Here is a 21,362-nt window from a genome sequence, read left to right as displayed (position 1 = left end):
AGGAGGACGCAATGGACAATGGGCTTACCACACACCTCTGGCAGCAGCTCTGGCACGGGCTGCGCGCTGCCAGCGATACCGTTCCTCAGGTTACCTTCCACGGGGACGCGCAACTCTGCTCGCTGTATCCGGTCACCGAAATGGCCAGCACCAGCATCGCGCTGGCGATGCAGGCCGCGGCCGATCTGATTGGCAATCCGCATCCGCTTGAGGTGAATACCTCGCTGGCTTCACGCTGGTTCCAGCACAGCTTCCGCCCGATTAATCGCCCCGCGCCTGCCTTGTGGGACCCTTTTGCCGGGGATTATCCCACCGCGGATGGTTGGATCCGGCTGCATACCAATGCGCCCCATCATCGCGCGGCGATGGAAGGCGTGCTCGGTCAGCATGCCGATCGCGCCAGCCTTACGGCAGCCGTCAGCCAGTGGAATAACAGCGCACTGGAAGACGCGGTGGTCGCCGCAGGCGGCTGTGCGGCGGAGATGCGCAGCGTGGAGGCGTGGCAACGGCATCCACAAGGCCAGGCCGTGCGGCGCGAATCGTTAATCGAACAAACCTTGCAGCCCGAGGGCCCGGCACCCACCTGGCGCCTGTTCCCCGCGCGTCCGCTGCATGGCGTGCGCGTGCTGGATCTGACCCGCATCATCGCGGGCCCCGTTGCAACACGATTTCTTGCCGGGCTGGGCGCGGAGGTATTGCGGCTCGATCCGCCAGGCTGGGAAGAACCTTCGCTGGAAGAAGAGGTGACCCTGGGTAAGCTCTGCGCCAGGCTCGATCTGAAATCTGCGAAAGGCCGGAAAGTGTTTGAAGCCCTGCTCAGCAAGGCGGACGTGCTGGTGCATGGCTATCGTGCGGATGCATTAAGCGCGCTGGGATACGACGCAAAAGCCCGGCAAAAACTGTCGCCGGGATTAGTGGACGTCAGCCTGAACGCGTGGGGATGGACCGGCCCATGGCGTAATCGCCGTGGCTTCGACAGCCCGGTGCAAATGGGATGCGGTATTGCCGACAGCGGCCGCCAGTGGAAACAGCGCGATGCGCCCTCACCGCTGCCGGTGCAGGCGCTGGATCATGCCACCGGTTATCTGATGGCAGCCGCGGTGCTGGAAGGCTTGCGCCAGCGACTGCTGCACAATACCGGCTATACGGCCCGCCTGTCATTGGCCAGAACCGCCTGCCTGTTGACCGACAATCCGTATTCAGAAGCTGAACAACCGCAGGGTTTGGACCCGCTTAAGCCGCAGGATGAAAACGTTGAGATTGAAATCACCCCGTGGGGCATGGGCTATCGCCTGCGTTCGCCGGTGTGGTTACCCGGCACCCCGTTGATCTGGTCACGGGCGGCGTCGCGGCTGGGATCGGCCAACGCGGAGTGGCCTTAACGCAGTAAAAAGCCCGCCGGTAAGCTAATGGGTTACCAGCGGGCTTAAGTCACGTCATGGCTCAGGCTGGAACAGGGCTCAGACGTCCCCTTCTTCTTCCAGTTCGTCACGCATCGCCTGAATCGCCTCGCGGCTCAGCGCGGCCAGCGTACGGTAAAACGCGGTGGTGGCATGGGCTTCAACTTTTCCCAGGAACTGACCGACCCACGGCAATAAATACTCATCAAACAGCGTCACCTGCGCCTGCACTTCATCCGCCGCAGACTGGTCTTCCAGCCACGAAGCGGCCAGCAGCAGCGCACCAATATGATCGGCTGGCCCTTCGCCTAACGGCATACCGCGACTTTGCAGGAAGCCACGCACGTCACTCTCCTGCGGGCCGTTATCCCAATGGGATCCGTACGGGGGCACTTTGCAGTCGCTGCCGACAAACAGCGCGTTGTAATCCCCCGCCAACGCCTGCGGGTCGCTGTTTTCCTGCAGGCGGATCAGCAGCTCATCCTGCTCCAGCGGCCAGTGCTGCTGCAGTTTGCCTTCACGCAATAGGGTAAACAGCGGCACCAGCAACGGATCCTGCGGCTGGCGGTTGTACAGCGAGCCAAGAATACGGCAGATGATAGAGAATTCATTCATGACGGTCAGTCCATCCAGAGGTTAATTGTGACAATGTCACATATCAGCAAATTCAGCAATTTTGGTGCCGGTACGCAGCTCGAGGAAATCCAGCAAGCGGCGAGGGGTGACATTTAATACGCGATCCTCCGGGAAATCCACTTCCTTCATAATCCGCATGCAGTGTTCGAAGTTGCCAAGGGTAAAGGCAGTATGGGAATCCGATCCGCAGGAGATCCATCCGCCGGCATCGCGCACCGCCGCGACGATTGCGCGGCAGTTAGGTTCGCTACCCGGGCGGGAGTGGGTAAAGGAGGAGTTATTCAGCTCCAGCGCGACGTTATATTTCGCCGCCGCTTCGGCAATGGCCGGGATATCGACCGGGTATTTCGGGTTGCCCGGATGGCTGATGATATGCACATTGCCACTGGCCATCGTCGCAATCATCGCTTCGGTATGGGTGGCCTTATCGCGCGGGGCGAACACCGGTTCATGGAAGCCGGCGACCACAATATCCACCGAACCCATCATTGGCCCGGTGCAGTCGATGTCACCGTCGGTATTCTTGATGTTCGCCTCGATGCCGCGCAGGATGCCCACGCCATCCACCACACGTGGCCAGACGCGCATATTCACAAAGTGCCAGTAATGCGGTGCATCAGCCATATCCGGGCCGTGATCGGTGATGGCCAGCAGTTTGACGCCACAGGTTTGCGCCTGCACCACGTAGTCGCGGAGTGTGCTGTAGGCATGAGTGCTGGCAACGGTATGCATATGAAGGTCAACGGGGTACATAACATTCTCCTTTGGGCTTAGGGCAAGAATAGCATTCCTGCCCCTGATTGACTCAATAACCGCGGGTCACGTCGACCAGACCGCCAGGCATTTCACCGGCTTCAAGGGTGGCGATCGACTTCGCGATGTAGTCCATAGCTTCGTCTGGCAAGGTTACAGCGGCATTATGCGGCGTAATGGCAATATCCGGATGCGTCCAGAACGGATGGGAAGTATCGAGCGGTTCACGTACGAAGACGTCCAGCGCGGCGGCGTTGACCTCACCGGCTTCGATCGCCGCCAGCAGATCGTCTTCGACCAGATGCGCGCCCCGAGCGAGGTTAAGCAGGAACGCCTGCGGTTTCAATTGGCTAAGCAAGGCGCGGTTAAGGATCCCTTCGGTCTGTGGCGTGTTGGGTAACAGGTTAATCAGCACCTGGCTGCCGGCCAGGAATTCGCCCAGCTGTTCCGCGCCATGGAAACTGGTGACACCCGGCAAGTCTTTTGGCGAACGGCTCCAGCAACGCACCGGAAAGCCCCAAAACTTCAGGCTTTCTGCCACGCTCTGCCCCAGTACGCCCGCGCCCAGAATACCGATGCTGAAATCATTGCGGCTGTAGTCAGGCAGGTGTTTCCACAGCGACTGGGCTTTCTGCTGTTGATATTCGGTGAAGCGACGGAACCAACCCAGGACGTGATAGACCGCATATTCCTGCATTTGCCGCCCCATACCGGTGTCCTCCAGGCGGAACAACGGCACGTTTTCTGCCAACATTTCGGGATGTTGGCGAAGCTGGCCGAGGATATCATCCACGCCCGCGCCAAGCGCGAACACGCCTCTCAGTCCCTTGCGGCCTTGCAGCATCGCGACAGGAGGCTGGCGCACCAGCGCAAAGTCGGCAGGAGCCTCATCGCCGGGGGTCCATTGACGGATACGGGCGTCGGGTAGGCGTTGTTGCAGGCCTTCGCTCCAGGTTTCTGCCTTAAATGACGGATGGTAAAAAATGATATCCACTTTGCTCTCCTGTTTTTTCTCAAGGCTCGGGGAAAACGGCGCATCTGGCAAGCAAAAATTGTTGCGATACCAATAGTATCGCGATGAAGTATTAGCCAGCGCAGGTAATGAATGTCAGAGGTTATACACACCCGTTATGCCGTTTCGTTGTGATTAGTGGGTATTTTGGTGATTTAAGCAGCAAACTGCTGCAAAACTGGCTAAACGCGCAGAAAAGTGGAGAAAGGGAGTTGACCGGAGCAGCGCTTTTGCCTACATTAGCGCCCGTCAGCAACCTTGTTGCGACAACAATATGGTGAGGTGTCCGAGTGGCTGAAGGAGCACGCCTGGAAAGTGTGTATACGGCAACGTATCGAGGGTTCGAACCCCTCTCTCACCACCATATTTGAAGAAGAGTCTGAACATACGTTCAGACTTTTTTTTTGCATAAAATTCAGGAGAGAGGGGTGAGAAGCCTCGACAGGGTTCGACAAAACGGCAGGACAGCCGTTTTGCACAGCTCCGCTGCCCGAAGGGCGAGGCACAGGGATGTGCCTCGTGATCCCCCTCTCTCACCACCATATTTGAAGAAGAGTCTGAACATACGTTCAGACTTTTTTTTTGCATAAAATTCAGGAGAGAGGGGTGAGAAGCCTCGACAGGGTTCGACAAAACGGCAGGACAGCCGTTTTGCACAGCTCTGCTGCCCGAAGGGCGAGGCACAGGGATGTGCCTCGTGATCCCCCTCTCTCACCACCATATTTGAAGAAGAGTCTGAACATACGTTCAGACTTTTTTTTTGCCTGATGTTAGTTAAGTCGCCTGCTAACTGTGGTGGCAGGTCAGGGAGAGAAGGTTGAACGCAAAGTCGCCGTAAACCCATCCCTGGGGGCTCAGCGGCGACATCCCTGTCGCCGATGCTTTGCTTATCACCCCTCTCTCCCTTCCCCTCAAGCTTCAGTATTGAATGGTTAAATGTGGACACACAGGTCAACACCCTGCCCGATGGTTGCCTTTAAAATGTGCTTCCACTGAGCCACATCAACGCTATCACTCTTCACCCAGCCTTCGACCTGTGTATCCACAAACCTACCCTCCGACACCAATGCTATGAGGTGGCGGCACAGAGCGCATTAGCCGAGTGTCTGCGGCAGGGATGCCGCAGCCAAGCCTCCAGGGATGGATTTACGGCGTCTCGGATAAGGCGCTCTGTGCCGACGCCATGCCACCCAACCCGGTTTTGCCTTGTGTATCCACCAGTCCACCCACCGACACCAATGCTATGAAGTGGCGGCACAGAGCGCCGTGCCACCCGACCCGGCGTTGACGTTAAGCCACTCCCTTCCCTCGCGATACACTTTCCCATCCGGCGACGGCGATCATCACCACTGTTGTTAATCCGTTAATCATCAGCCTGTCAGTGATAAAACAAACCGGTAACAGCGCCAACAGAGCCACCAATCCGGCAATGTGCGACAGCGGGAAACGCCGATACACCATGGTTTTATAAATGCCGTTGGCAGCCAGATAGGCGGCGGGACCCAATAACAAAACCGCTATTGCGCTGGCATCCATATGCCCGTCGGGATGGACGATCACCAACTCGTTCGCCACCGCACAAACGATAATCGCCCCGACCAATACCACATGCACATAATGATAACAGGCACCCATTTGCCCCGGGTTTTCCGACTGCTGGATCGCATGACTGCCCGCCTTACTGCTGGTGTCGAAATAAACCCACCACATCGCAAGACTGCCGAGAAATGCCACCAATGAGGCTATGATCACCGGCGCATCCCAACGCTCCAGTTCACTCAATGTCGCGCCAGTGATCAGAATGGTCTCCCCTAACGCCACAATCACAAACAGCTGACTGCGCTCCGCCAGATGATGGCCCTCAATTGTCCACTCGCTGGCAGTATTCGAACGCCCTAACACCGGCAACCAGAAACCTATCATCGGCGAAATGTAGGTACAGGCAATGGCAATCGCCCACCACACCATCCGCGCATTCCCCTCTACAAGACCACCAATCAACCAAAATACCGCAGAAGTCACCATCCAGCCTAAGATGCGCTGAAAGTTACGTTGTAACAAATGATTGTTCGGCAACCAGAATAGCGTCACCGCTGCTCGGCCCACCTGCATCGCAATGTAGAATAAGGCAAACACCAATCCCCTATCACCAAAGGCTTCAGGCAATGCTGACGACGCAAACAGCCCCAGCACCATAATGGCGAACAACAACAGACGGATTTGCCGGGTTTCAGGGTCGAACCAGTTGGTGACCCAGGCGGTATATTGCCAGGCCAGCCAGACGGCAAACCACAGCAACAGCGTCTGCAAAGCGCCGACCAGCGTCAGATGATGTAGCAAATAATGGGAAAGTTGGGTAACGGCGAAGACATAAATCAGATCGAACAGTAATTCAGAAAACGACACGGTGGCGCCCTGACCATCGCGTACACGTAACAAGCTCTGCCGCATGACATTATTCCTGAAGGGGAGTCGCTGATTCAGCTTAGCGAAGCTCCCCCAGGCTAACCAGAAAAAATTACTGGATTTCCATCGCCGATTTCAGCGTGTAGAACAAATCGGTCTGATCGGTCAGCCCGACAACGTTAGCCGCATGCGGACCGTAAGCAGCAATACGCAACTGCGTCCCGGTGTGGCCCTGAGAATCCTCCTCAGAATTGCCGTAACTGAGGGTCATAAAACCCCCCTCTTTGGTCTTCAGCGTTTGCGTCAGGCCAGGCGCTTTGCTGTCATTGGCAACGATCTGGCTGGAGTGCGCATGGTCAGCCGTCACAATCACCAGCGTGTTACCGTCTTTACGGGCAAACTCCAGCGCCTTCTGTACCGCCTCGTCCAGATCGACCGTCTCGCCAATCTGCCCGCATGGGTTGGCGGCGTGATCCTGCTTATCTATCGACGCGCCTTCAACCTGCAGGAAAAAGCCATTCTGGTCTTTGCTCAACAACGCAATTGCTTTATCGGTCATCTGCGCCAACGTCGGCGTGGTTGCCGGACGTTCGGCGTTTACTTCACAACGTATCGCTTTGTCTTCACCGTTGCCGTGCCAGGTCGCTTTCGGTCCTTTCCAACGCACCGGCATATTGCCCTGAGCAAACAGACCTAACACCGGTTTGTCCTGATTCGCTTCGGTAATGGCCGTCATGCCTTTAAGATCGCTGACCCACTGATAACCCCGCAGCTTAGCCTGCTCTTCCAGCGTCTTGCCCTGCCACTCCCCGGCTTTCGCGGTTTCGCTGAAGGTTTTACCGCCGCCGCCGAACGTCACGTCCGCACGGGCATTCAACAGCTGCTCAGCAATCGATCCCCTGCCGCCTTTTTCTAACGCATTGGCGGCGCATAGCTCGCTGGTTTTTTCCGGGCCATAGCACTTACGCGAAGTGACATGGGCGATCTGCGCCGCTGGCGTCGCATCTTCCAGTTCTGCTGTCGAGACGTTACCTGTCGCCTTACCCGCTGCTTTCGCCATTTCCATAATGGTTGGGTGATCGTTGCCGTTAACGTCCACGCCGATTGCGCCGTTATACGATTTCACCCCGGTGCTCCACGCGGTGGCTGATGCGGCAGAGTCAGTGACGTAATCCGGTTTATGGGTTTTCTTGTCCAGCGCGTAATGCGTGTATTGCCCGGTCAGCGGCAGCGCATCAATCCCTTTAAAAAAGCCGCCCGCGCCCTCTGCATAGTTACGTGCTGCAGTAATTTCAGAGTCGCCCATACCATCGCCAATCAACAGGATCACGTTTTTGGCTTTATTGCTGTTCAGCGAGGCTTTCAGCGCGTCGGTCTGGTCGCCGGTCAGTCGACGGGCCCCGCCGGGCTGAGTGATGTCGCCCTGAGCGGCACGGGTGTAAGTGGCGATATCGGCGATGGCGGAGGAAGAGATAACAGAGGCAATCAAAGACAGGGTAAACAGGCTTTTAACGTTCATAAACTCAAGGCTCCATGAGTAAGTTTTGCTAAACATTTCAGGGAGCCAGTCTGCGACACAACCATGACATTTTTGTGTTTGGTTGATGTCATTTTTATGACCTGATTTCTGTGAACTTTCTGGATAAATCAGTGAGTGAATTGAGGATAAGCCGATAGAAGCAAAGAAAATTCTGCTTGACCGCTTCCCTGCGACTGCCTATAGTAGCGCCCCGTCGCCCCTCTGGGACGCAGCAGTAAAAATATGGTGAGGTGTCCGAGTGGCTGAAGGAGCACGCCTGGAAAGTGTGTATACGGCAACGTATCGAGGGTTCGAACCCCTCTCTCACCACCATATTTAAAGAAGAGTCTGAACTTATGTTCAGACTTTTTTTTTGCATAAAAAAGCCCGGACTTTCATCCGGGCTCGGTTCAGCTAGGCAGATTCTTAGCCGTAAGCGAGAAGCGTACGCTGGCAGAGCTGTGAACGTACGCAATCTTCTTTCTCGAAACGCACCACGCTGACCATGTCGTCGTCCTCAAAGCGAGAAAGAGCATCGCTGAGACCCGATTTCACATGGGACGGCAAATCACACTGTGTGATATCGCCGTTCACAATCACGGTGACGTTTTCCCCAAGGCGTGTCAGAAACATCTTCATCTGGGCGGCGGTGACGTTTTGCGCCTCATCAAGGATCACCACGGCATTTTCAAACGTTCGTCCACGCATGTAAGCGAAGGGAGCGATCTCCACTTTGCCAATTTCGGGACGCAGACAATACTGCATAAAGGAAGAGCCCAGACGTTTAACCAGAACGTCATACACTGGACGGAAGTACGGAGCGAATTTTTCTGAGATATCTCCAGGGAGGAATCCCAAATCCTCATCCGCCTGCAATACCGGACGCGTAACAATAATCCTGTCAACATCCTTATGAATCAGGGCCTCAGCCGCTTTCGCTGCGCTGATCCAGGTTTTACCGCAACCGGCTTCGCCTGTGGCAAAGATCAGTTGTTTGCTTTCTATGGCTTTAAGATAGTGCGCCTGAGCTTCATTTCGGGCTTCAATCGGGGAATGATCACGGGTATCACGCGCCATGCCAATTGACTCTAACCCACCCATCTGCACCAGCGAGGTGACCGATTCTTCTTCACGCTGACGGTGACTGCGTGAATCGCTACGAAGCACACGTTTTGCTTCACGACGCGCTTTGATCACTGCTTTCTGTCTTCCCATAGTGGCACCTTACAGTTGGTTTCATTTCCCGCACCTGCAAATCGATGCGATTACGTGAACGCTTTAGAGGTTTCGGTGGCTTCCTTTTAAGCCTTGTCTGGCCAATGTGTTAGCGCATAGCCGTGTTTGAGCGCAGCTGTGCACCGGTTTGAAAAAGAAAGAAGTTGGCCGTTAGAATATAAGAGAGAAGAGAAAGTTGAAGCGGGAGTAGCGCCCTCGCATGGAGCCGCGAAACTTTGTTTATGGTACATCTGTCCGTTACAACACTTTACCATTCGCGATCTCCGTGGTGGACATGTCAACACTTTAAACACCCGCTGTTAATAAGGTGCTACAGATCTCAGGATCAATGCAACATCTATTTTACGTCTGACGTAACATTTTATCGGTTAATAGTCCGCACCCTGGCTGTGAGAAATTAAATGACGATACAATTCAACGAGATGGATTTTTCTTACGGGTTTTTCTGAATCGATAAATGCACTGGGAGGAGTAAAAAGGGGTGAAAAAAATAACTGATTAAAAAATAACCTCCCGCTTCACAACGAAGCAGAAGGTTCTTTAATGAAACTATCAGGCTTCCAGCAAAGACTGCCCAAGATAATGCTTATCATCCTGGACACCGGGTAGCACAAAGAAATATCCCCCGCCAATCGGCTTGATATATTCCTCGAGGGCTTCACCGTTCAGTCTTTTTTGCACGCTGAGAAAACCTTTTTCTAAATCATGCTGATAACAAACGAACAACAGGCCCATTTCCAGCTGACCCGCGTTTGATACCCCCGCCGAATAGCTGTAGCCGCGACGCAGCATTAAATTGCTCTGCGTTTCTGGCGTACGGGGATTTGCCAGACGAATATGGGCATCCAGCGGCGTGACGTTGCCATCAGGATCGCTGGCATAGTCAGGCACATCATGCTCGTTCTGCATCCCTAACGGCGCACCGCTGTGCTTAACGCGACCAAAGATCGTCTCCTGCTCGCGCAGTGGCGTACGGTCCCAGAACTCAACGTGGAACTGGATAATCCTCGCCGCCTGATAGCTGCCGCCAACGGTCCAGGCCGGTTCGCCCTGCCCTGCAGTCACCCACAAAATCGAGTCCATCAGCGGCTGGTTGGTGGTATCCGGATTCGCCGTACCGTCCTTGAAGCCCAACAGATTGATCGGTGTCTCTTTGCCCTTGCTACGCGCAGCATGGTCAGAGATAAAACCTTCACGACGCCAGCGCACGCTAAGCAGATCCGGCGAATGCTTGATGATATCGCGCAGGGCATGGATCACCGTGTCATTGGTATTGGCACAGATTTGCAGCAGCAGATCGCCGTGGCACAGACGGGCATCCAACGCATCATTAGGAAAACGCGTCATCGCCTGTAACTTCACCGGCTTGTGCGCCTGTAATCCATAGCGCTCGTCAAACAGTGAATGCCCCACCGACACCGTAATGGTCAGATTATCCGGGTAAATATCATCACCCAGAATGCCGGAATCCATTGGCGGTAAGCGTGGATTGGTCACCAGCGGCGCTTTGCCACCTTTAGTCAGGAAGGCGATACGATCGTTGAGCAAGCGGAACAGCCGTTGCAAATCCGCCTTGTCGGTTGCCAGAACGTCGAAGGCTACGATCATCATCGCAGCCTGTTGAGGTGTAGTGACGCCCGCCTGATGCAGGCCATAGAAAGGCTGTGCCTCCTGTCTCGCTGAAGGCGACAACGCGCCAGGCGAGAAGGATTTATCATCCGGTGCCGCATGCACCGGACAGCCACCACCTACGGCAAAGGCACCCCCAAGGATTCCCATGCCTTTTAATAAACGACGACGCGACGGCAGTGCCGCGTCATCCACAGATTTTGCCATTTACGATTAATCCAGTCCCAGCGTTCCGCGCAGCTTAGCAAGGTCTTCCGCCAGTGTGGTGATCGGGCCTTTCATTGCATTGCGGTCAGCGTCCGTCAGCTTGTCATAAGATTCGTAACCGTCTTTGGTGCGGTATTTTGACAAGATGCCGTCCACTTTCTTGAAGTTCGCATCGATTTTCGCCAGCAGAGGCGCATCGGCCTTCTGCAGCATTGGACGGAGCAGGTTAACAATTTTCTGCGCGCCGTCAACGTTAGCCTGGAAATCCCACAGGTCGGTACGGCTGTAACGATCTTCTTCGCCGGAGATTTTGCTGGAGGCCACTTCTTCAATCAGACCCGCCGCACCACCCACCACTTTGCTTGGCGGGAAGGCCAGCTCATCAATGCGCTTTTGCAGATCCAACACGTCGGTGTTCAGCTGAGTAGCGAAAGACCCCATGCCTTTGGTGCTGTTATCGCCCCACAGCGCTTTCTCGATGCGGTGAAAACCGGTGAACTTAGGATCTTCCGCTTTCTTCTCGAAATCATCTTCACGGGCGTCGATGCTGCCATCCAGGTCGGAGAACAGTTCGGCAATCGGTTCGATGCGCTCATAATGACGGCGGGTCGGTGCATACAGCGCTTTGGCTTTTTCGATATCGCCCGCTTTTACCGCATCGGTGAAGGCTTTGGTGCCGGCAACCAGCTCCGCCACTTCTTTGGTGACGTAAGTTTTATATTCAGCAATCGGTCCGACCAACTGCATCACGTCTGGCTTGCCGTCAGAAGGCGCTGTGGTGCCCTTGACGATCAGCTTACCTTTCGGATTGCTTAACAGGCCGCAGGTCAGGTCATATTCACCGGCTTCCAGATTCGCCGTCAGCTTCTGGGTAAAGCCAGGCGCGATATTTTCACGTTCTTCGACCACCATCACCCCTTTCAGGATCTCCCACTCCAGCCCTTTCTGGCTGTTGTTCTGGATGATGAACTGGGTTTTCCCCGCGTTCACCGTGACGTTCATTGGATCACACTGTTTGTCATTCACGCTGATTTTAACTTGCGGAATATCAGCAGCCATCGCAGCGGCAGAACCGGTCAGCAAAGTCACGAGCGCAGCATTCAGCGCGTGCTGGCGAAAACGAAGAGTCATAGTAAATCCCTGTGAAAAAGTGACGCGCCTGCAAAACAGGCGCGGACAAAGGCTTAGCGTGTGGTACGCACTGCCGTAGCCTGTGGACGCACTGGCATAAAGAACAGCAGCAGCGCAGGAATTAAATAGATAAACCAGACCGCCACTTCGCTGACGCTTGGCGTTTCCTGGTAGCCTAACATCCCTTCCAGCAGCGTACCGATAAGGGTGCTGGTGGAAAGCGTGTTACTCATATCAAAGGCGATGTCCTGGAAATGATTCCACAGCCCGGCTTCGTGGAAGGCGCGGATTGCACCGGCGGCCAGACCGGCGGCCACAAACAGGATAAACAGGCTGGTCCACTTGAAAAAGGTCGCCAGGTTTAGACGCACGCCGCCCCAGTAGATCAGCATGCCGAGGATAACCGCGGTCGCCAGGCCCAGTATGGCGCCCAGCGGTGGGCCAATGCCCACATCCTGCTGGAATGCAGCAAGCAGGAAAAACACCGATTCGAGGCCTTCACGGGCAACTGCCAGGAACACCATCATAATCAGCGCCCAGCCGCTGCTTTTGCCCTTCTGCAACGCAGTGTCCACGGCATCTTCCAGCTGGGCCTTCACGTTGCGGGACACTTTGCGCATCCAGAACACCATGTAGGTCAGGATACACACGGCCACCACGGCCACGATCCCTTCAAACAGCTCCTGCTCTTTCTGTGGGAATTCGCCAGTGGTTTCGTTGATAAAGTAGCCCACGCCAAGGCAGAGTGTGGCGGCAACAAACACGCCCACCCACATTGCGCCAAACCATTCACTGCGATGGGTACGCTTCAGGTAACTGGCGATCAGGCTGACAATCAGCGCGGCTTCCAGGCCTTCGCGTAACATGATGAGAAAGGGAACAAACATGCCTACACCCTCGAGTGTGAAAGAATTTCAGTTGCGGTAAAGAAACGTAAATCAAAACGATATCGATTATCATTATCGGCAACAAAAAAACAAGAGGCATCGTGGGTATTTTCGCAATCTGCGAGAAGGGGCGCGGCGGGGCTGTAACGGGCCGAGCGAAGAGTGAACGGGAGTCAACCGACCGGGCGTCAGCGCGACGCCCGGTGGTAAACACCGACTTATTTGGTGTTGTATTCGATTTCTGCCGCTTCGAAACGTTGCTGTGCCGCGGCGCTTGGCTCGCTGCCCATCAGGCTGACAATCCAGATTGCCAGGCTGGCGAACAGGAAGCCTGGGATGATTTCATACAGATCCAGCCAGCCGTACTGCTTCCAGATCAGTACGGTTGCCGCACCGATAATCATGCCTGCCAGCGCGCCGTTACGGGTCATACGCTTCCAAATCAGTGACAACAGTACCACTGGACCAAACGCCGCACCGAAGCCCGCCCAGGCGTAGCTGACCAGTCCCAACACGCGGTTCTCCGGGTTCGAGGCCAGCGCAATGGCGATCACCGCCACCAGCAGAACCATCAGGCGCCCTACCCACACCAGCTCACGTTGAGTGGCGTTTTTGCGCAGGAAGTTTTTGTACAGGTCTTCCGTCAGTGCGCTTGAACACACCAGCAGCTGACAGCTCAGGGTGGACATCACCGCCGCCAGGATAGCGGACAGCAGGATACCGGCAATCCACGGGTTGAACAGAATGCGCGCCAGCTCAATAAAGATGCGCTCGCCGTTTTCAGATACGCCCACCGCCTGCTCCGGATGGTTCTGGAAATAAGCGATGCCGAAGAAGCCCACTGCAACCGCCCCACCCAGACACAGGATCATCCAGATCATGCCGATGCGGCGTGCGCTGCGGATTGAGCGGTGGGAATCGGCGGCCATAAAGCGCGCCAGAATATGCGGTTGCCCGAAGTACCCCAGTCCCCAGCCCAGCAGCGAAATCACCGCAACAAAGTTCAGGTTTTTCAGCATATCGAGGTTTTCGATACTTTTCGCCTGAATCACTTGCAGTGAATCACTCAACCCGCCGACGGCGAAAATCACCATCACCGGCGTCAGGATCAGCGCGAAGAACATCAGGCTGGCCTGCACGGTATCGGTCCAGCTGACAGCGAGGAAGCCGCCAACGAAGGTATAGATGATGGTGGCCGCAGCACCGGCCCACAGCGCGGTTTCATAACTCATGCCGAAGGTGCTTTCGAACAGACGCGCACCGGCAACGACGCCGGAAGCACAATAGATAGTGAAGAACACCAGGATCACCAGTGCGGAGATGACGCGCAGCATTTTGCTTTTATCTTCAAAACGACTGGAGAAGAAGTCCGGCAGGGTGAGCGCATTATCATGATGCTCGGTCTGCACGCGCAGACGCCCCGCGACAATTTTCCAGTTAAGGTAGGCGCCGATGGTCAGGCCGATGGCAATCCAGCTTTCTGAGATGCCCGACAGGAAAATCGCGCCAGGCAACCCCATCAACAGCCAGCCACTCATATCCGACGCCCCCGCCGACAGTGCGGTGACCACACTACCCAGGCTGCGCCCGCCGAGGATGTAATCATCGAAGTTTTTTGTAGACCGGTATGCAATAAAACCTATCAGCACCATGCCGAGGATATAAACACAAAAGGTCACCATCATTGGTGTACTCAGAGTCATTCAGGTTCTCCACTTATTATTGTTGATGCGCCACCGTAAGAGCTATCCATAGTCACCGCTGGAACGTCGCGGCGCTACCTCCCTGGCTCAGCGCGGGGTATCCTGCCGTAAACCGCTTTGGCGCACAAACGATTTAACACAGCAGTTACAGCAATTTCACCCTTCGTCACAGGCGGAGTTTTAACAGGTTGCACTGGATCACATTTTAACCGGTTGCACCTGCGAGAAGTGTCCCTACAATCCAGGCTGGATAGCGATGAACAACCCTGGCCGGATTCTTGCAGCAATATCCATGCCGCTTTTAAATAATCGGTTTCAAACTCTGCAAACGGCGTCACATTTAACACGGTTGCACAAAGTTGCAACTTCAGTGATATTGCTTGCCAACATTGTCATTATTTTTTAAGGAGTTCTCAGGCATGGGCACAACTACCATGGGCGTGAAGCTGGATGAAGCCACGCGCGAGCGCATTAAGCTGGCGGCAGGCCAGATTGACCGCACCCCACACTGGCTGATCAAGCAGGCGATCTTTAACTATCTTGAGCAGCTGGAAAGTGGCCATGCCCTGCCTGAGATCCCGCTGCAGACGGTAACCCAGGAAACGGATGAACCCCCGGCAGACGAGCAACGCCAGCCGTTCCTGCAATTTGCGGAACATATTCTGCCGCAGTCGGTAAACCGCGCCGCGATCACCTCCGCATGGCGTCGGCCAGAGACGGAAGCCGTGCCGATGATGCTGGAACAGGCGCGTTTACCGCTGCCGCTGGCGCAGCAAACCTATCGCCTCGCCCATCAGCTCGCCGAGAAGCTTCGGCACCAGAAAGGTGCAACCGGACGCGCTGGCATGGTGCAAAGCCTGCTGCAGGAGTTCTCACTCTCCTCGCAGGAAGGCGTGGCGTTAATGTGTTTGGCCGAAGCCTTGCTGCGCATTCCTGATAAACCGACCCGTGACGCGTTAATTCGCGACAAAATCAGCAACGGCAACTGGCATTCACACCTCGGCCGCAGCCCGTCTCTGTTCGTCAATGCGGCGACCTGGGGACTGCTGTTTACCGGCCGTCTGGTGTCCACCCATAACGAAGCCAACCTGTCCCGCTCGCTGAACCGCATTATCGGCAAAAGTGGCGAGCCGCTGATCCGCAAAGGGGTGGATATGGCGATGCGGTTGATGGGCGAACAGTTCGTTACCGGTGAAACCATTGCCGAAGCGCTGGCCAACGCTCGCAAGCTGGAAGAGAAAGGCTTCCGCTACTCATACGATATGCTCGGCGAAGCGGCGCTGACCGCGCAGGATGCGAAGGCGTATCTGCAATCCTATCAGCAGGCAATTCACGCCATCGGTAAGGCCTCTAACGGTCGCGGCATTTACGAAGGTCCAGGGATTTCGATCAAGCTTTCCGCCCTTCATCCGCGTTACAGCCGCGCGCAGTATGAACGCGTGATGACCGAGCTGTACCCGATCCTCAAATCGCTGACGCTGCTGGCCCGTTCATACGATATCGGCATCAATATTGATGCGGAAGAAGCTGACCGCCTGGAGCTGTCGCTGGATCTGCTGGAAAAACTCTGCTTTGAACCGGAGCTGGAAGGCTGGAACGGCATTGGCTTTGTGATTCAGGCGTATATGAAGCGCTGCCCGTTTGTCATCGATTCGCTGATCGATATGGCGCAACGCAGCCGTCGCCGCCTGATGATCCGTCTGGTGAAAGGCGCTTACTGGGACAGCGAAATTAAACGCGCCCAGGTTGAAGGTCTGGAAGGCTATCCGGTTTACACCCGCAAGGTGTACACCGACATCTCTTATCTGGCCTGCGCCCGCAAGCTGCTGGCGGTACCAAACCTGATTTACCCGCAGTTTGCCACCCATAATGCCCATACACTGGCGGCGATTTACCAGCTGGCGGGTAACAACTACTATCCCGGCCAGTATGAGTTCCAGTGTCTGCATGGCATGGGCGAGCCGCTGTACGAACAGGTGGTAGGCAAAGTGGCGGACGGCAAGTTAAACCGTCCCTGCCGTATCTATGCGCCGGTGGGCACCCATGAAACCCTGCTGGCCTATCTGGTTCGTCGTCTGCTGGAAAATGGCGCCAACACCTCCTTTGTTAACCGCATCGCCGATAACACCCTGCCGATTGAAGATCTGGTGGCCGATCCGGTGGAAGAAGTGGAGAAGATGGCGCGGGTTGAAGGGGCGATTGGCTTACCGCATCCGAAAATTCCGCTGCCGCGCGATCTGTATGGCAACAAGCGTCAGAACGCCGCCGGGCTGGATATGGCCAATGAACATCGCCTGGCGTCGCTTTCCAGCGCCTTGCTGAACAGTGCGATCCAACCGTGGCAGGCTGCGCCAATGATTGACGGCGAGCTGGAAGCCGGTGAATCGCTGCCGGTGATTAACCCGGCAGAGCCGACCGATATCGTCGGTTACGTTCGTCATGCCAGCGAAGCCGAGGTGTCGGTTGCGCTGGATGCGGCCGCCAGTGCAGGCCCGATCTGGTTTGCCACGCCGCCGGAAGAACGTGCCGCCATTCTGGAACGCGCGGCGATCCTGATGGAAGGTCAGATGCAACGCCTGCTGGGGATCCTGGTGCGTGAAGCCGGTAAAACCTTCAGCAACGCCATTGCCGAAGTCCGTGAAGCGGTCGACTTTCTGCATTACTACGCCGGCCAGGTGCGTGATGACTTTGATAATGAAACCCACCGCCCGCTGGGTCCGGTGGTGTGTATCAGCCCGTGGAACTTCCCGCTGGCGATCTTCACCGGACAGATTGCGGCAGCGTTAGCCGCCGGCAACAGCGTGCTGGCGAAACCGGCGGAACAGACGCCGTTGGTGGCGGCCGAAGCGGTCGCCCTGCTGCATGAAGCGGGCGTGCCCGTTGGCGCGCTGCAATTATTGCCAGGCCTGGGGGAAACCGTCGGTGCGCAGCTGACGGGCGATGCGCGTGTTCGTGGCGTGATGTTTACCGGCTCAACCGCCGTCGCCACCTTACTGCAGCGCAATCTGGCCGGCCGTCTCGATCCACAAGGCCGCCCGACACCGTTAATCGCCGAAACCGGCGGGATGAATGCGATGATCGTCGACTCCTCCGCGCTGACCGAACAGGTAGTAATTGATATTGTCGCCTCGGCCTTTGACAGTGCCGGACAGCGTTGCTCCGCGCTGCGTCTGCTGTGTATTCAGGACGATGTGGCTGACCACACGCTGAAAATGCTGCGTGGGGCGATGGCCGAGTGCCGTATGGGTAATCCGGAACGTCTGTCCACCGATATCGGCCCGGTGATTGATGCCGAAGCCCGCGAGAACATCGAACGTCATATTCAGAGCATGCGCAGCAAAGGCATGACCGTTTATCAGGCCGCCTTCGCCAGCCAGGAAGACAGCAAAGAGTGGCAGAGCGGAACCTTCATCCAGCCAACGCTGATTGAGCTCGGCAGCGTCAGCGACCTCGATAAAGAAGTGTTTGGCCCGGTGCTGCACGTGGTGCGCTACGCGCGCAGTTCCCTGCCGCAGGTGATTGAGCAGATCAATGCCTCGGGTTACGGCCTGACGCTGGGTGTGCACACGCGTATTGATGAGACCATCCTTCAGGTCACCAACCATGCACGCGTCGGCAACCTCTACGTTAACCGTAATATGGTTGGCGCGGTGGTTGGGGTTCAGCCATTTGGCGGCGAAGGTTTATCCGGCACCGGACCGAAAGCCGGTGGCCCGCTGTATCTCTACCGTCTGTTATCGCACCGCCCGGATGGCGCGCTGCGCGTTACCCTCGATCGTCAGGATGGCGAACGTCCGGTCGATGCGGCCCTGCGTCCAACGCTGTTAGCTGCCCACCAGGCGCTGACCGAATGGGCAAAAGGCCAACCGGAACTTGCGGCCTGCTGCGCTCGCTTTGCCGAACTCGGTCAGGGCGGCACCGTCCGCCTGCTGCCAGGCCCAACGGGCGAGCGCAACACCTTTGCGCTGCTGCCACGAGAGCATGTGCTGTGCCTGGCGGATAATGAGCAGGATGCGCTGATCCAGCTGGCTGGGGTGACTGCCGTGGGTAGCCAGGCGATCTGGAGCGATGATGAGCTGCACCGCGCACTGCTGAAATCCCTGCCTGCCGAGGTGCAGAAACGTATCAGCCTGCGCGCGCAGCCGCTGGCGGCCAGCGAAGCGTTTGACGCGGTGATCTATCACGGTGATGCCGATCAGTTACGCACCGTGTGTGAAACCGTCGCCTCGCGTGAGGGGCCGATTGTGTCGGTACAGGGCTTTGCGCGCGGGGAAACCAATCTGCTGCTGGAACGTCTGCTGATCGAGCGTTCCCTGAGCGTTAACACCGCAGCCGCCGGCGGCAATGCCAGCCTGATGACCATTGGCTAAGCGGCATAACGGAAAACAAAACGGGGCGATTAGTCGCCCCGTTTTTTATTGCCTGAAAGCAGACGCCGTTACTGGACGTTCAGCTTCATCCGTAACAGCTTCGGGTAGATAAACAGGTTCTTGCCGACTCCACGATTGAGCAGCGTCCAGATAGCCACCGAGCAGCCCGAACAGAGCGCGACCATGGCGATCGGGAAGCCCACCGCCCACACCATCGAGAAGGCTTTGCTGGCAAACAGATGGTGATGCACGGCAAACAGGATCGCCGACATGCCAAAGAACTCGATAAAAATACGGTGCAGCACGTAGATTTGCAGCGTGTTTTTCCCGATCCAGTTTAACCAGTTCATCGAGAAGCGGCTGTTCAACGCCCGACACGCGGCGATGCAGAACAGGATAGCGATAACGCACATAAACAGACTTTTCGGTAATCCCACCATCGCATGGATGCCCGCCAGCACCACAATCGCCGCCCACGGCAGCACATTACTGCGATGCCACTCGCTCCAGCGGATCATCGTACTGCTGTAGAACGCGCCAAACAGGAAGAAGATAAAGTACTGCGACAGGCTTTCCGGTCCCCAACCGGGGATGGCTTTCACTATCGCCGCATAGTTCAGCGCCGCCGCCACCAGCATCATCAACACCTTCTGCTGGCGGAACAGCTTGGCAAAGACAAAGAACAGGCCCAGCGCATAGAGATACCAGGAAGAACTCATCGCCAGCAGCATCAGCTTCAAAAACTCCCACGGTGTGGAAGCCCAGGCGGCGTTGATGTTGTCGGAGAGGTGATCGCCCATGATTTCACCGGAGACGCCGTTGATCATCAGCCACTGAATCAGTCCCCACAGAAAATAGAGATAGAACAGATTGGTGACGCGACTGGTGAATACCTGTTTCCAGGGACGATTGACAATGGCATTGGCCGCCAGCAGGCCAGAGACAAAGAAGAACGCAGGCATTCGAAGGGGAGAGAGTGTGTTATTAAAAGCAACCCATAATTTCGCCGGGAAAAAACCGGCGGTTAAATGCGTCACCATATCAGCATAACCTGGTAGTACAACGTGATATAAGACAACCAACAATATACAAGCGCCTTTCAGGCTATTCACCCAGGCGATATCTTTCTTTTGAGTAGGTTTCATTATAATACTCCAGCTGTTATCGTCGTATTTTTATAAAACAGTGGCAGCATCTTTCCCGGTGCTGAGTGTAATTTTTATTATTATGTGGTACAGGGTAATACGGTGGTTCAGAAACATTCAGGGCCGATATTATCGGCCCTGAATGGAGACTGTCAGTGATTGCTGGCGATATCGGGTTTAGGCTTTGTTTTTCTCATCAATACCGGATAGAGGAACAGAACCCGACCAGGGCCACGATTGAGCAGCGACCAGACCAGCAACGAGACAGCAGTACAGGTACTGACGGCAACCACCGGAAGCGTCAGCGCCCAAAGCAGTGAAAACGCACTGTTATCGAACAGGTTGTACTGCACGGCCAGCGTCAGCACGCTCAGTCCCAGCAGTTCGATAAAAATGCGATGCAAAACATAAATCTGTAACGTGTTACGGCCAATCCAGTTCAGCCAGGCCATATTGAATCGGTTGTTCAGCGCCCGGCACAGCACGATGCCAAACACAATCGACAGCATGCAGTAGAACGGGTTCTTATAGAGTCCCACCGCATGGTGCGCGACGCCGGTCAGGGCGAAGGCGCTGAGGATCAGCACGTTGCGTCGGTTCATAAAACTCAGCTCGACCAGATAGTGGCTGAAGTACGCCCCCAACAGGAAGTAGACAAAGTTCTGTACCACGCTTGCCGGTCCCCAGCCTGGCACCAGGCTAAACTGCGTGGCATAGTTCATCAGCAAGGCGGCCACTATCAACGCCATTTTCTGACGATGGAACAGCTTAGCCACCACAAAATACCCCGCCAGCGCGTACAGGTACCACAGGCTGGTCATCGATAAAAACAGCAGTTTTACGAATTCCTGCGGGCTTTCAGCATAGGCCGCGTTCTTAGCCGTGGAGAGTTTCTCACCAATTAAATTGGCTGAAATATTGTAGATGCTGACCCACTGGATCACGCCCCACAGGATATACAGGTAAAAAATGTTGCTGAACTTTTTGGTGAAAACCTCGCGCCAGGACCTTTTATTAATGGCACTGATTGCCAGCAAACCAGAAACAAAAAAGAACGCTGGCATTCTTAATGGCGACAGGTACTTATTAAACGCGATCCATATTTCTGCTGGCAAGACGCCGGCGGTAAGATAGTGTAAAGATGGGGCGAAAGTGGTGATAATAGTGTGATGCAAAACAACCAATAGAATACAACCGCCCTTCAGCGTATTGATCCATAAAACTTCATTTTTAGTTGAAGAAGACCCAGAAGCAGACATAAAATTTAACCCAAATTAACGTAAAACTTTACGAATTATTAACTCTTGTCCACCAAAAGGCCATGGGGT

The 21,362-nt window shown here is 55.6% G+C and carries 14 protein-coding genes and 2 tRNA genes; 4 read left to right on the top strand and 12 right to left on the bottom strand.

Features of this window, described 5'->3' with window-relative positions; all coding sequences use genetic code 11:
• Window positions 1-11: 11 nt before the first annotated feature.
• Entirely contained in the window at window positions 12-1,382 is a 1,371-nt protein-coding gene (locus AC1UKS_RS09085; RefSeq protein WP_482436538.1) for a CoA transferase, read from the top strand.
• A gap of 78 nt (window positions 1,383-1,460) precedes the next feature.
• Here AC1UKS_RS09085 and AC1UKS_RS09080 read toward each other — a convergent pair whose 3' ends face one another.
• Genes AC1UKS_RS09080 through ghrA form a run of 3 tightly spaced genes read right to left on the bottom strand, consistent with a single transcriptional unit; the run spans window position 1,461 to window position 3,783 of the window.
• Complete coding sequence (locus AC1UKS_RS09080) at window positions 1,461-2,015, bottom strand: TorD/DmsD family molecular chaperone (RefSeq protein ID WP_482436536.1); 555 nt, start codon at window positions 2,013-2,015, stop codon at window positions 1,461-1,463.
• Between the two features lie 36 nt (window positions 2,016-2,051).
• Window positions 2,052-2,789 (bottom strand): PHP domain-containing protein, encoded by a 738-nt coding sequence (locus AC1UKS_RS09075; RefSeq protein ID WP_482436534.1) that lies wholly within the window; start codon window positions 2,787-2,789, stop codon window positions 2,052-2,054.
• A 52-nt stretch (window positions 2,790-2,841) separates the two neighbouring features.
• Entirely contained in the window at window positions 2,842-3,783 is a 942-nt protein-coding gene (gene ghrA / locus AC1UKS_RS09070) for a glyoxylate/hydroxypyruvate reductase GhrA (RefSeq protein ID WP_482436532.1), read from the bottom strand.
• 294 nt (window positions 3,784-4,077) lie between these two features.
• Between ghrA and AC1UKS_RS09065 the strand changes: the two genes are divergently transcribed.
• Window positions 4,078-4,165 (top strand) — tRNA-Ser (locus AC1UKS_RS09065).
• A gap of 926 nt (window positions 4,166-5,091) precedes the next feature.
• Here AC1UKS_RS09065 and AC1UKS_RS09060 read toward each other — a convergent pair.
• Together AC1UKS_RS09060 and phoA are read right to left on the bottom strand one after the other, a co-directional pair.
• Window positions 5,092-6,252 (bottom strand): low temperature requirement protein A, encoded by a 1,161-nt coding sequence (locus AC1UKS_RS09060; RefSeq protein ID WP_482436530.1) that lies wholly within the window; start codon window positions 6,250-6,252, stop codon window positions 5,092-5,094.
• Between the two features lie 67 nt (window positions 6,253-6,319).
• On the bottom strand, window positions 6,320-7,726 hold the full coding sequence (phoA, locus tag AC1UKS_RS09055) for an alkaline phosphatase (RefSeq protein WP_482436528.1): 1,407 nt from the start codon (window positions 7,724-7,726) through the stop codon (window positions 6,320-6,322).
• Between the two features lie 245 nt (window positions 7,727-7,971).
• Between phoA and AC1UKS_RS09050 the strand changes: the two genes are divergently transcribed.
• Window positions 7,972-8,059, top strand: a tRNA-Ser gene (locus tag AC1UKS_RS09050).
• A gap of 93 nt (window positions 8,060-8,152) precedes the next feature.
• Here AC1UKS_RS09050 and phoH read toward each other — a convergent pair.
• The 5 genes from phoH to putP all read right to left on the bottom strand — a co-directional run bounded on the left by phoH (window position 8,153) and on the right by putP (window position 14,519).
• Window positions 8,153-8,941, bottom strand: coding sequence for a phosphate starvation-inducible protein PhoH (gene phoH, locus AC1UKS_RS09045; protein ID WP_013202639.1), 789 nt, complete (start codon window positions 8,939-8,941; stop codon window positions 8,153-8,155).
• Window positions 8,942-9,514: 573 nt separating this feature from the next.
• Window positions 9,515-10,798, bottom strand: coding sequence for an iron uptake transporter deferrochelatase/peroxidase subunit (gene efeB, locus AC1UKS_RS09040; protein ID WP_265910785.1), 1,284 nt, complete (start codon window positions 10,796-10,798; stop codon window positions 9,515-9,517).
• Between the two features lie 6 nt (window positions 10,799-10,804).
• Complete coding sequence (gene efeO, locus AC1UKS_RS09035; protein WP_482436527.1) at window positions 10,805-11,929, bottom strand: iron uptake system protein EfeO; 1,125 nt, start codon at window positions 11,927-11,929, stop codon at window positions 10,805-10,807.
• A gap of 53 nt (window positions 11,930-11,982) precedes the next feature.
• A complete protein-coding gene (efeU, locus tag AC1UKS_RS09030; RefSeq protein ID WP_482436526.1) occupies window positions 11,983-12,816 on the bottom strand; it encodes an iron uptake transporter permease EfeU in 834 nt (277 codons plus the stop codon).
• A 218-nt stretch (window positions 12,817-13,034) separates the two neighbouring features.
• A complete protein-coding gene (gene putP / locus AC1UKS_RS09025; RefSeq protein ID WP_265910788.1) occupies window positions 13,035-14,519 on the bottom strand; it encodes a sodium/proline symporter PutP in 1,485 nt (494 codons plus the stop codon).
• A 419-nt stretch (window positions 14,520-14,938) separates the two neighbouring features.
• Between putP and putA the strand changes: the two genes are divergently transcribed.
• Entirely contained in the window at window positions 14,939-18,889 is a 3,951-nt protein-coding gene (putA, locus tag AC1UKS_RS09020) for a trifunctional transcriptional regulator/proline dehydrogenase/L-glutamate gamma-semialdehyde dehydrogenase (RefSeq protein ID WP_482436525.1), read from the top strand.
• Between the two features lie 68 nt (window positions 18,890-18,957).
• Here putA and AC1UKS_RS09015 read toward each other — a convergent pair whose 3' ends face one another.
• Both AC1UKS_RS09015 and AC1UKS_RS09010 read right to left on the bottom strand, forming a co-directional pair.
• The gene (locus AC1UKS_RS09015) at window positions 18,958-20,034 is read right to left on the bottom strand and encodes an acyltransferase family protein (RefSeq protein WP_265910790.1); all 1,077 of its coding nucleotides are present in this window, start codon (window positions 20,032-20,034) and stop codon (window positions 18,958-18,960) included.
• Between the two features lie 152 nt (window positions 20,035-20,186).
• Window positions 20,187-21,293 carry an acyltransferase family protein gene (locus tag AC1UKS_RS09010; protein WP_482436524.1) on the bottom strand — a complete coding sequence of 369 codons (1,107 nt, stop codon included), beginning with the start codon at window positions 21,291-21,293 and terminating at the stop codon, window positions 20,187-20,189.
• Window positions 21,294-21,362: the final 69 nt, after the last annotated feature.

The sequence above is a fragment of the Erwinia sp. AK-PDG3-5 genome, from assembly GCF_056821705.1.
This window is presented reverse-complemented; position numbering and strand designations above follow the sequence as displayed.

What these genes read in the sequence shown, in the direction of transcription:
- AC1UKS_RS09085 (WP_482436538.1), top strand. Translation starts at nt 12, where the DNA reads ATGGACAATGGGCTTACCACACACCTCTGGCAGCAGCTCTGGCACGGG.
- AC1UKS_RS09080 (WP_482436536.1), bottom strand. Translation starts at nt 2,015, where the DNA reads ATGAATGAATTCTCTATCATCTGCCGTATTCTTGGCTCGCTGTACAAC.
- AC1UKS_RS09075 (WP_482436534.1), bottom strand. Translation starts at nt 2,789, where the DNA reads ATGTACCCCGTTGACCTTCATATGCATACCGTTGCCAGCACTCATGCC.
- AC1UKS_RS09060 (WP_482436530.1), bottom strand. Translation starts at nt 6,252, where the DNA reads ATGCGGCAGAGCTTGTTACGTGTACGCGATGGTCAGGGCGCCACCGTG.
- phoA (WP_482436528.1), bottom strand. Translation starts at nt 7,726, where the DNA reads ATGAACGTTAAAAGCCTGTTTACCCTGTCTTTGATTGCCTCTGTTATC.
- phoH (WP_013202639.1), bottom strand. Translation starts at nt 8,941, where the DNA reads ATGGGAAGACAGAAAGCAGTGATCAAAGCGCGTCGTGAAGCAAAACGT.
- efeB (WP_265910785.1), bottom strand. Translation starts at nt 10,798, where the DNA reads ATGGCAAAATCTGTGGATGACGCGGCACTGCCGTCGCGTCGTCGTTTA.
- efeO (WP_482436527.1), bottom strand. Translation starts at nt 11,929, where the DNA reads ATGACTCTTCGTTTTCGCCAGCACGCGCTGAATGCTGCGCTCGTGACT.
- efeU (WP_482436526.1), bottom strand. Translation starts at nt 12,816, where the DNA reads ATGTTTGTTCCCTTTCTCATCATGTTACGCGAAGGCCTGGAAGCCGCG.
- putP (WP_265910788.1), bottom strand. Translation starts at nt 14,519, where the DNA reads ATGACTCTGAGTACACCAATGATGGTGACCTTTTGTGTTTATATCCTC.
- putA (WP_482436525.1), top strand. Translation starts at nt 14,939, where the DNA reads ATGGGCACAACTACCATGGGCGTGAAGCTGGATGAAGCCACGCGCGAG.
- AC1UKS_RS09015 (WP_265910790.1), bottom strand. Translation starts at nt 20,034, where the DNA reads ATGAAACCTACTCAAAAGAAAGATATCGCCTGGGTGAATAGCCTGAAA.
- AC1UKS_RS09010 (WP_482436524.1), bottom strand. Translation starts at nt 21,293, where the DNA reads ATGTCTGCTTCTGGGTCTTCTTCAACTAAAAATGAAGTTTTATGGATC.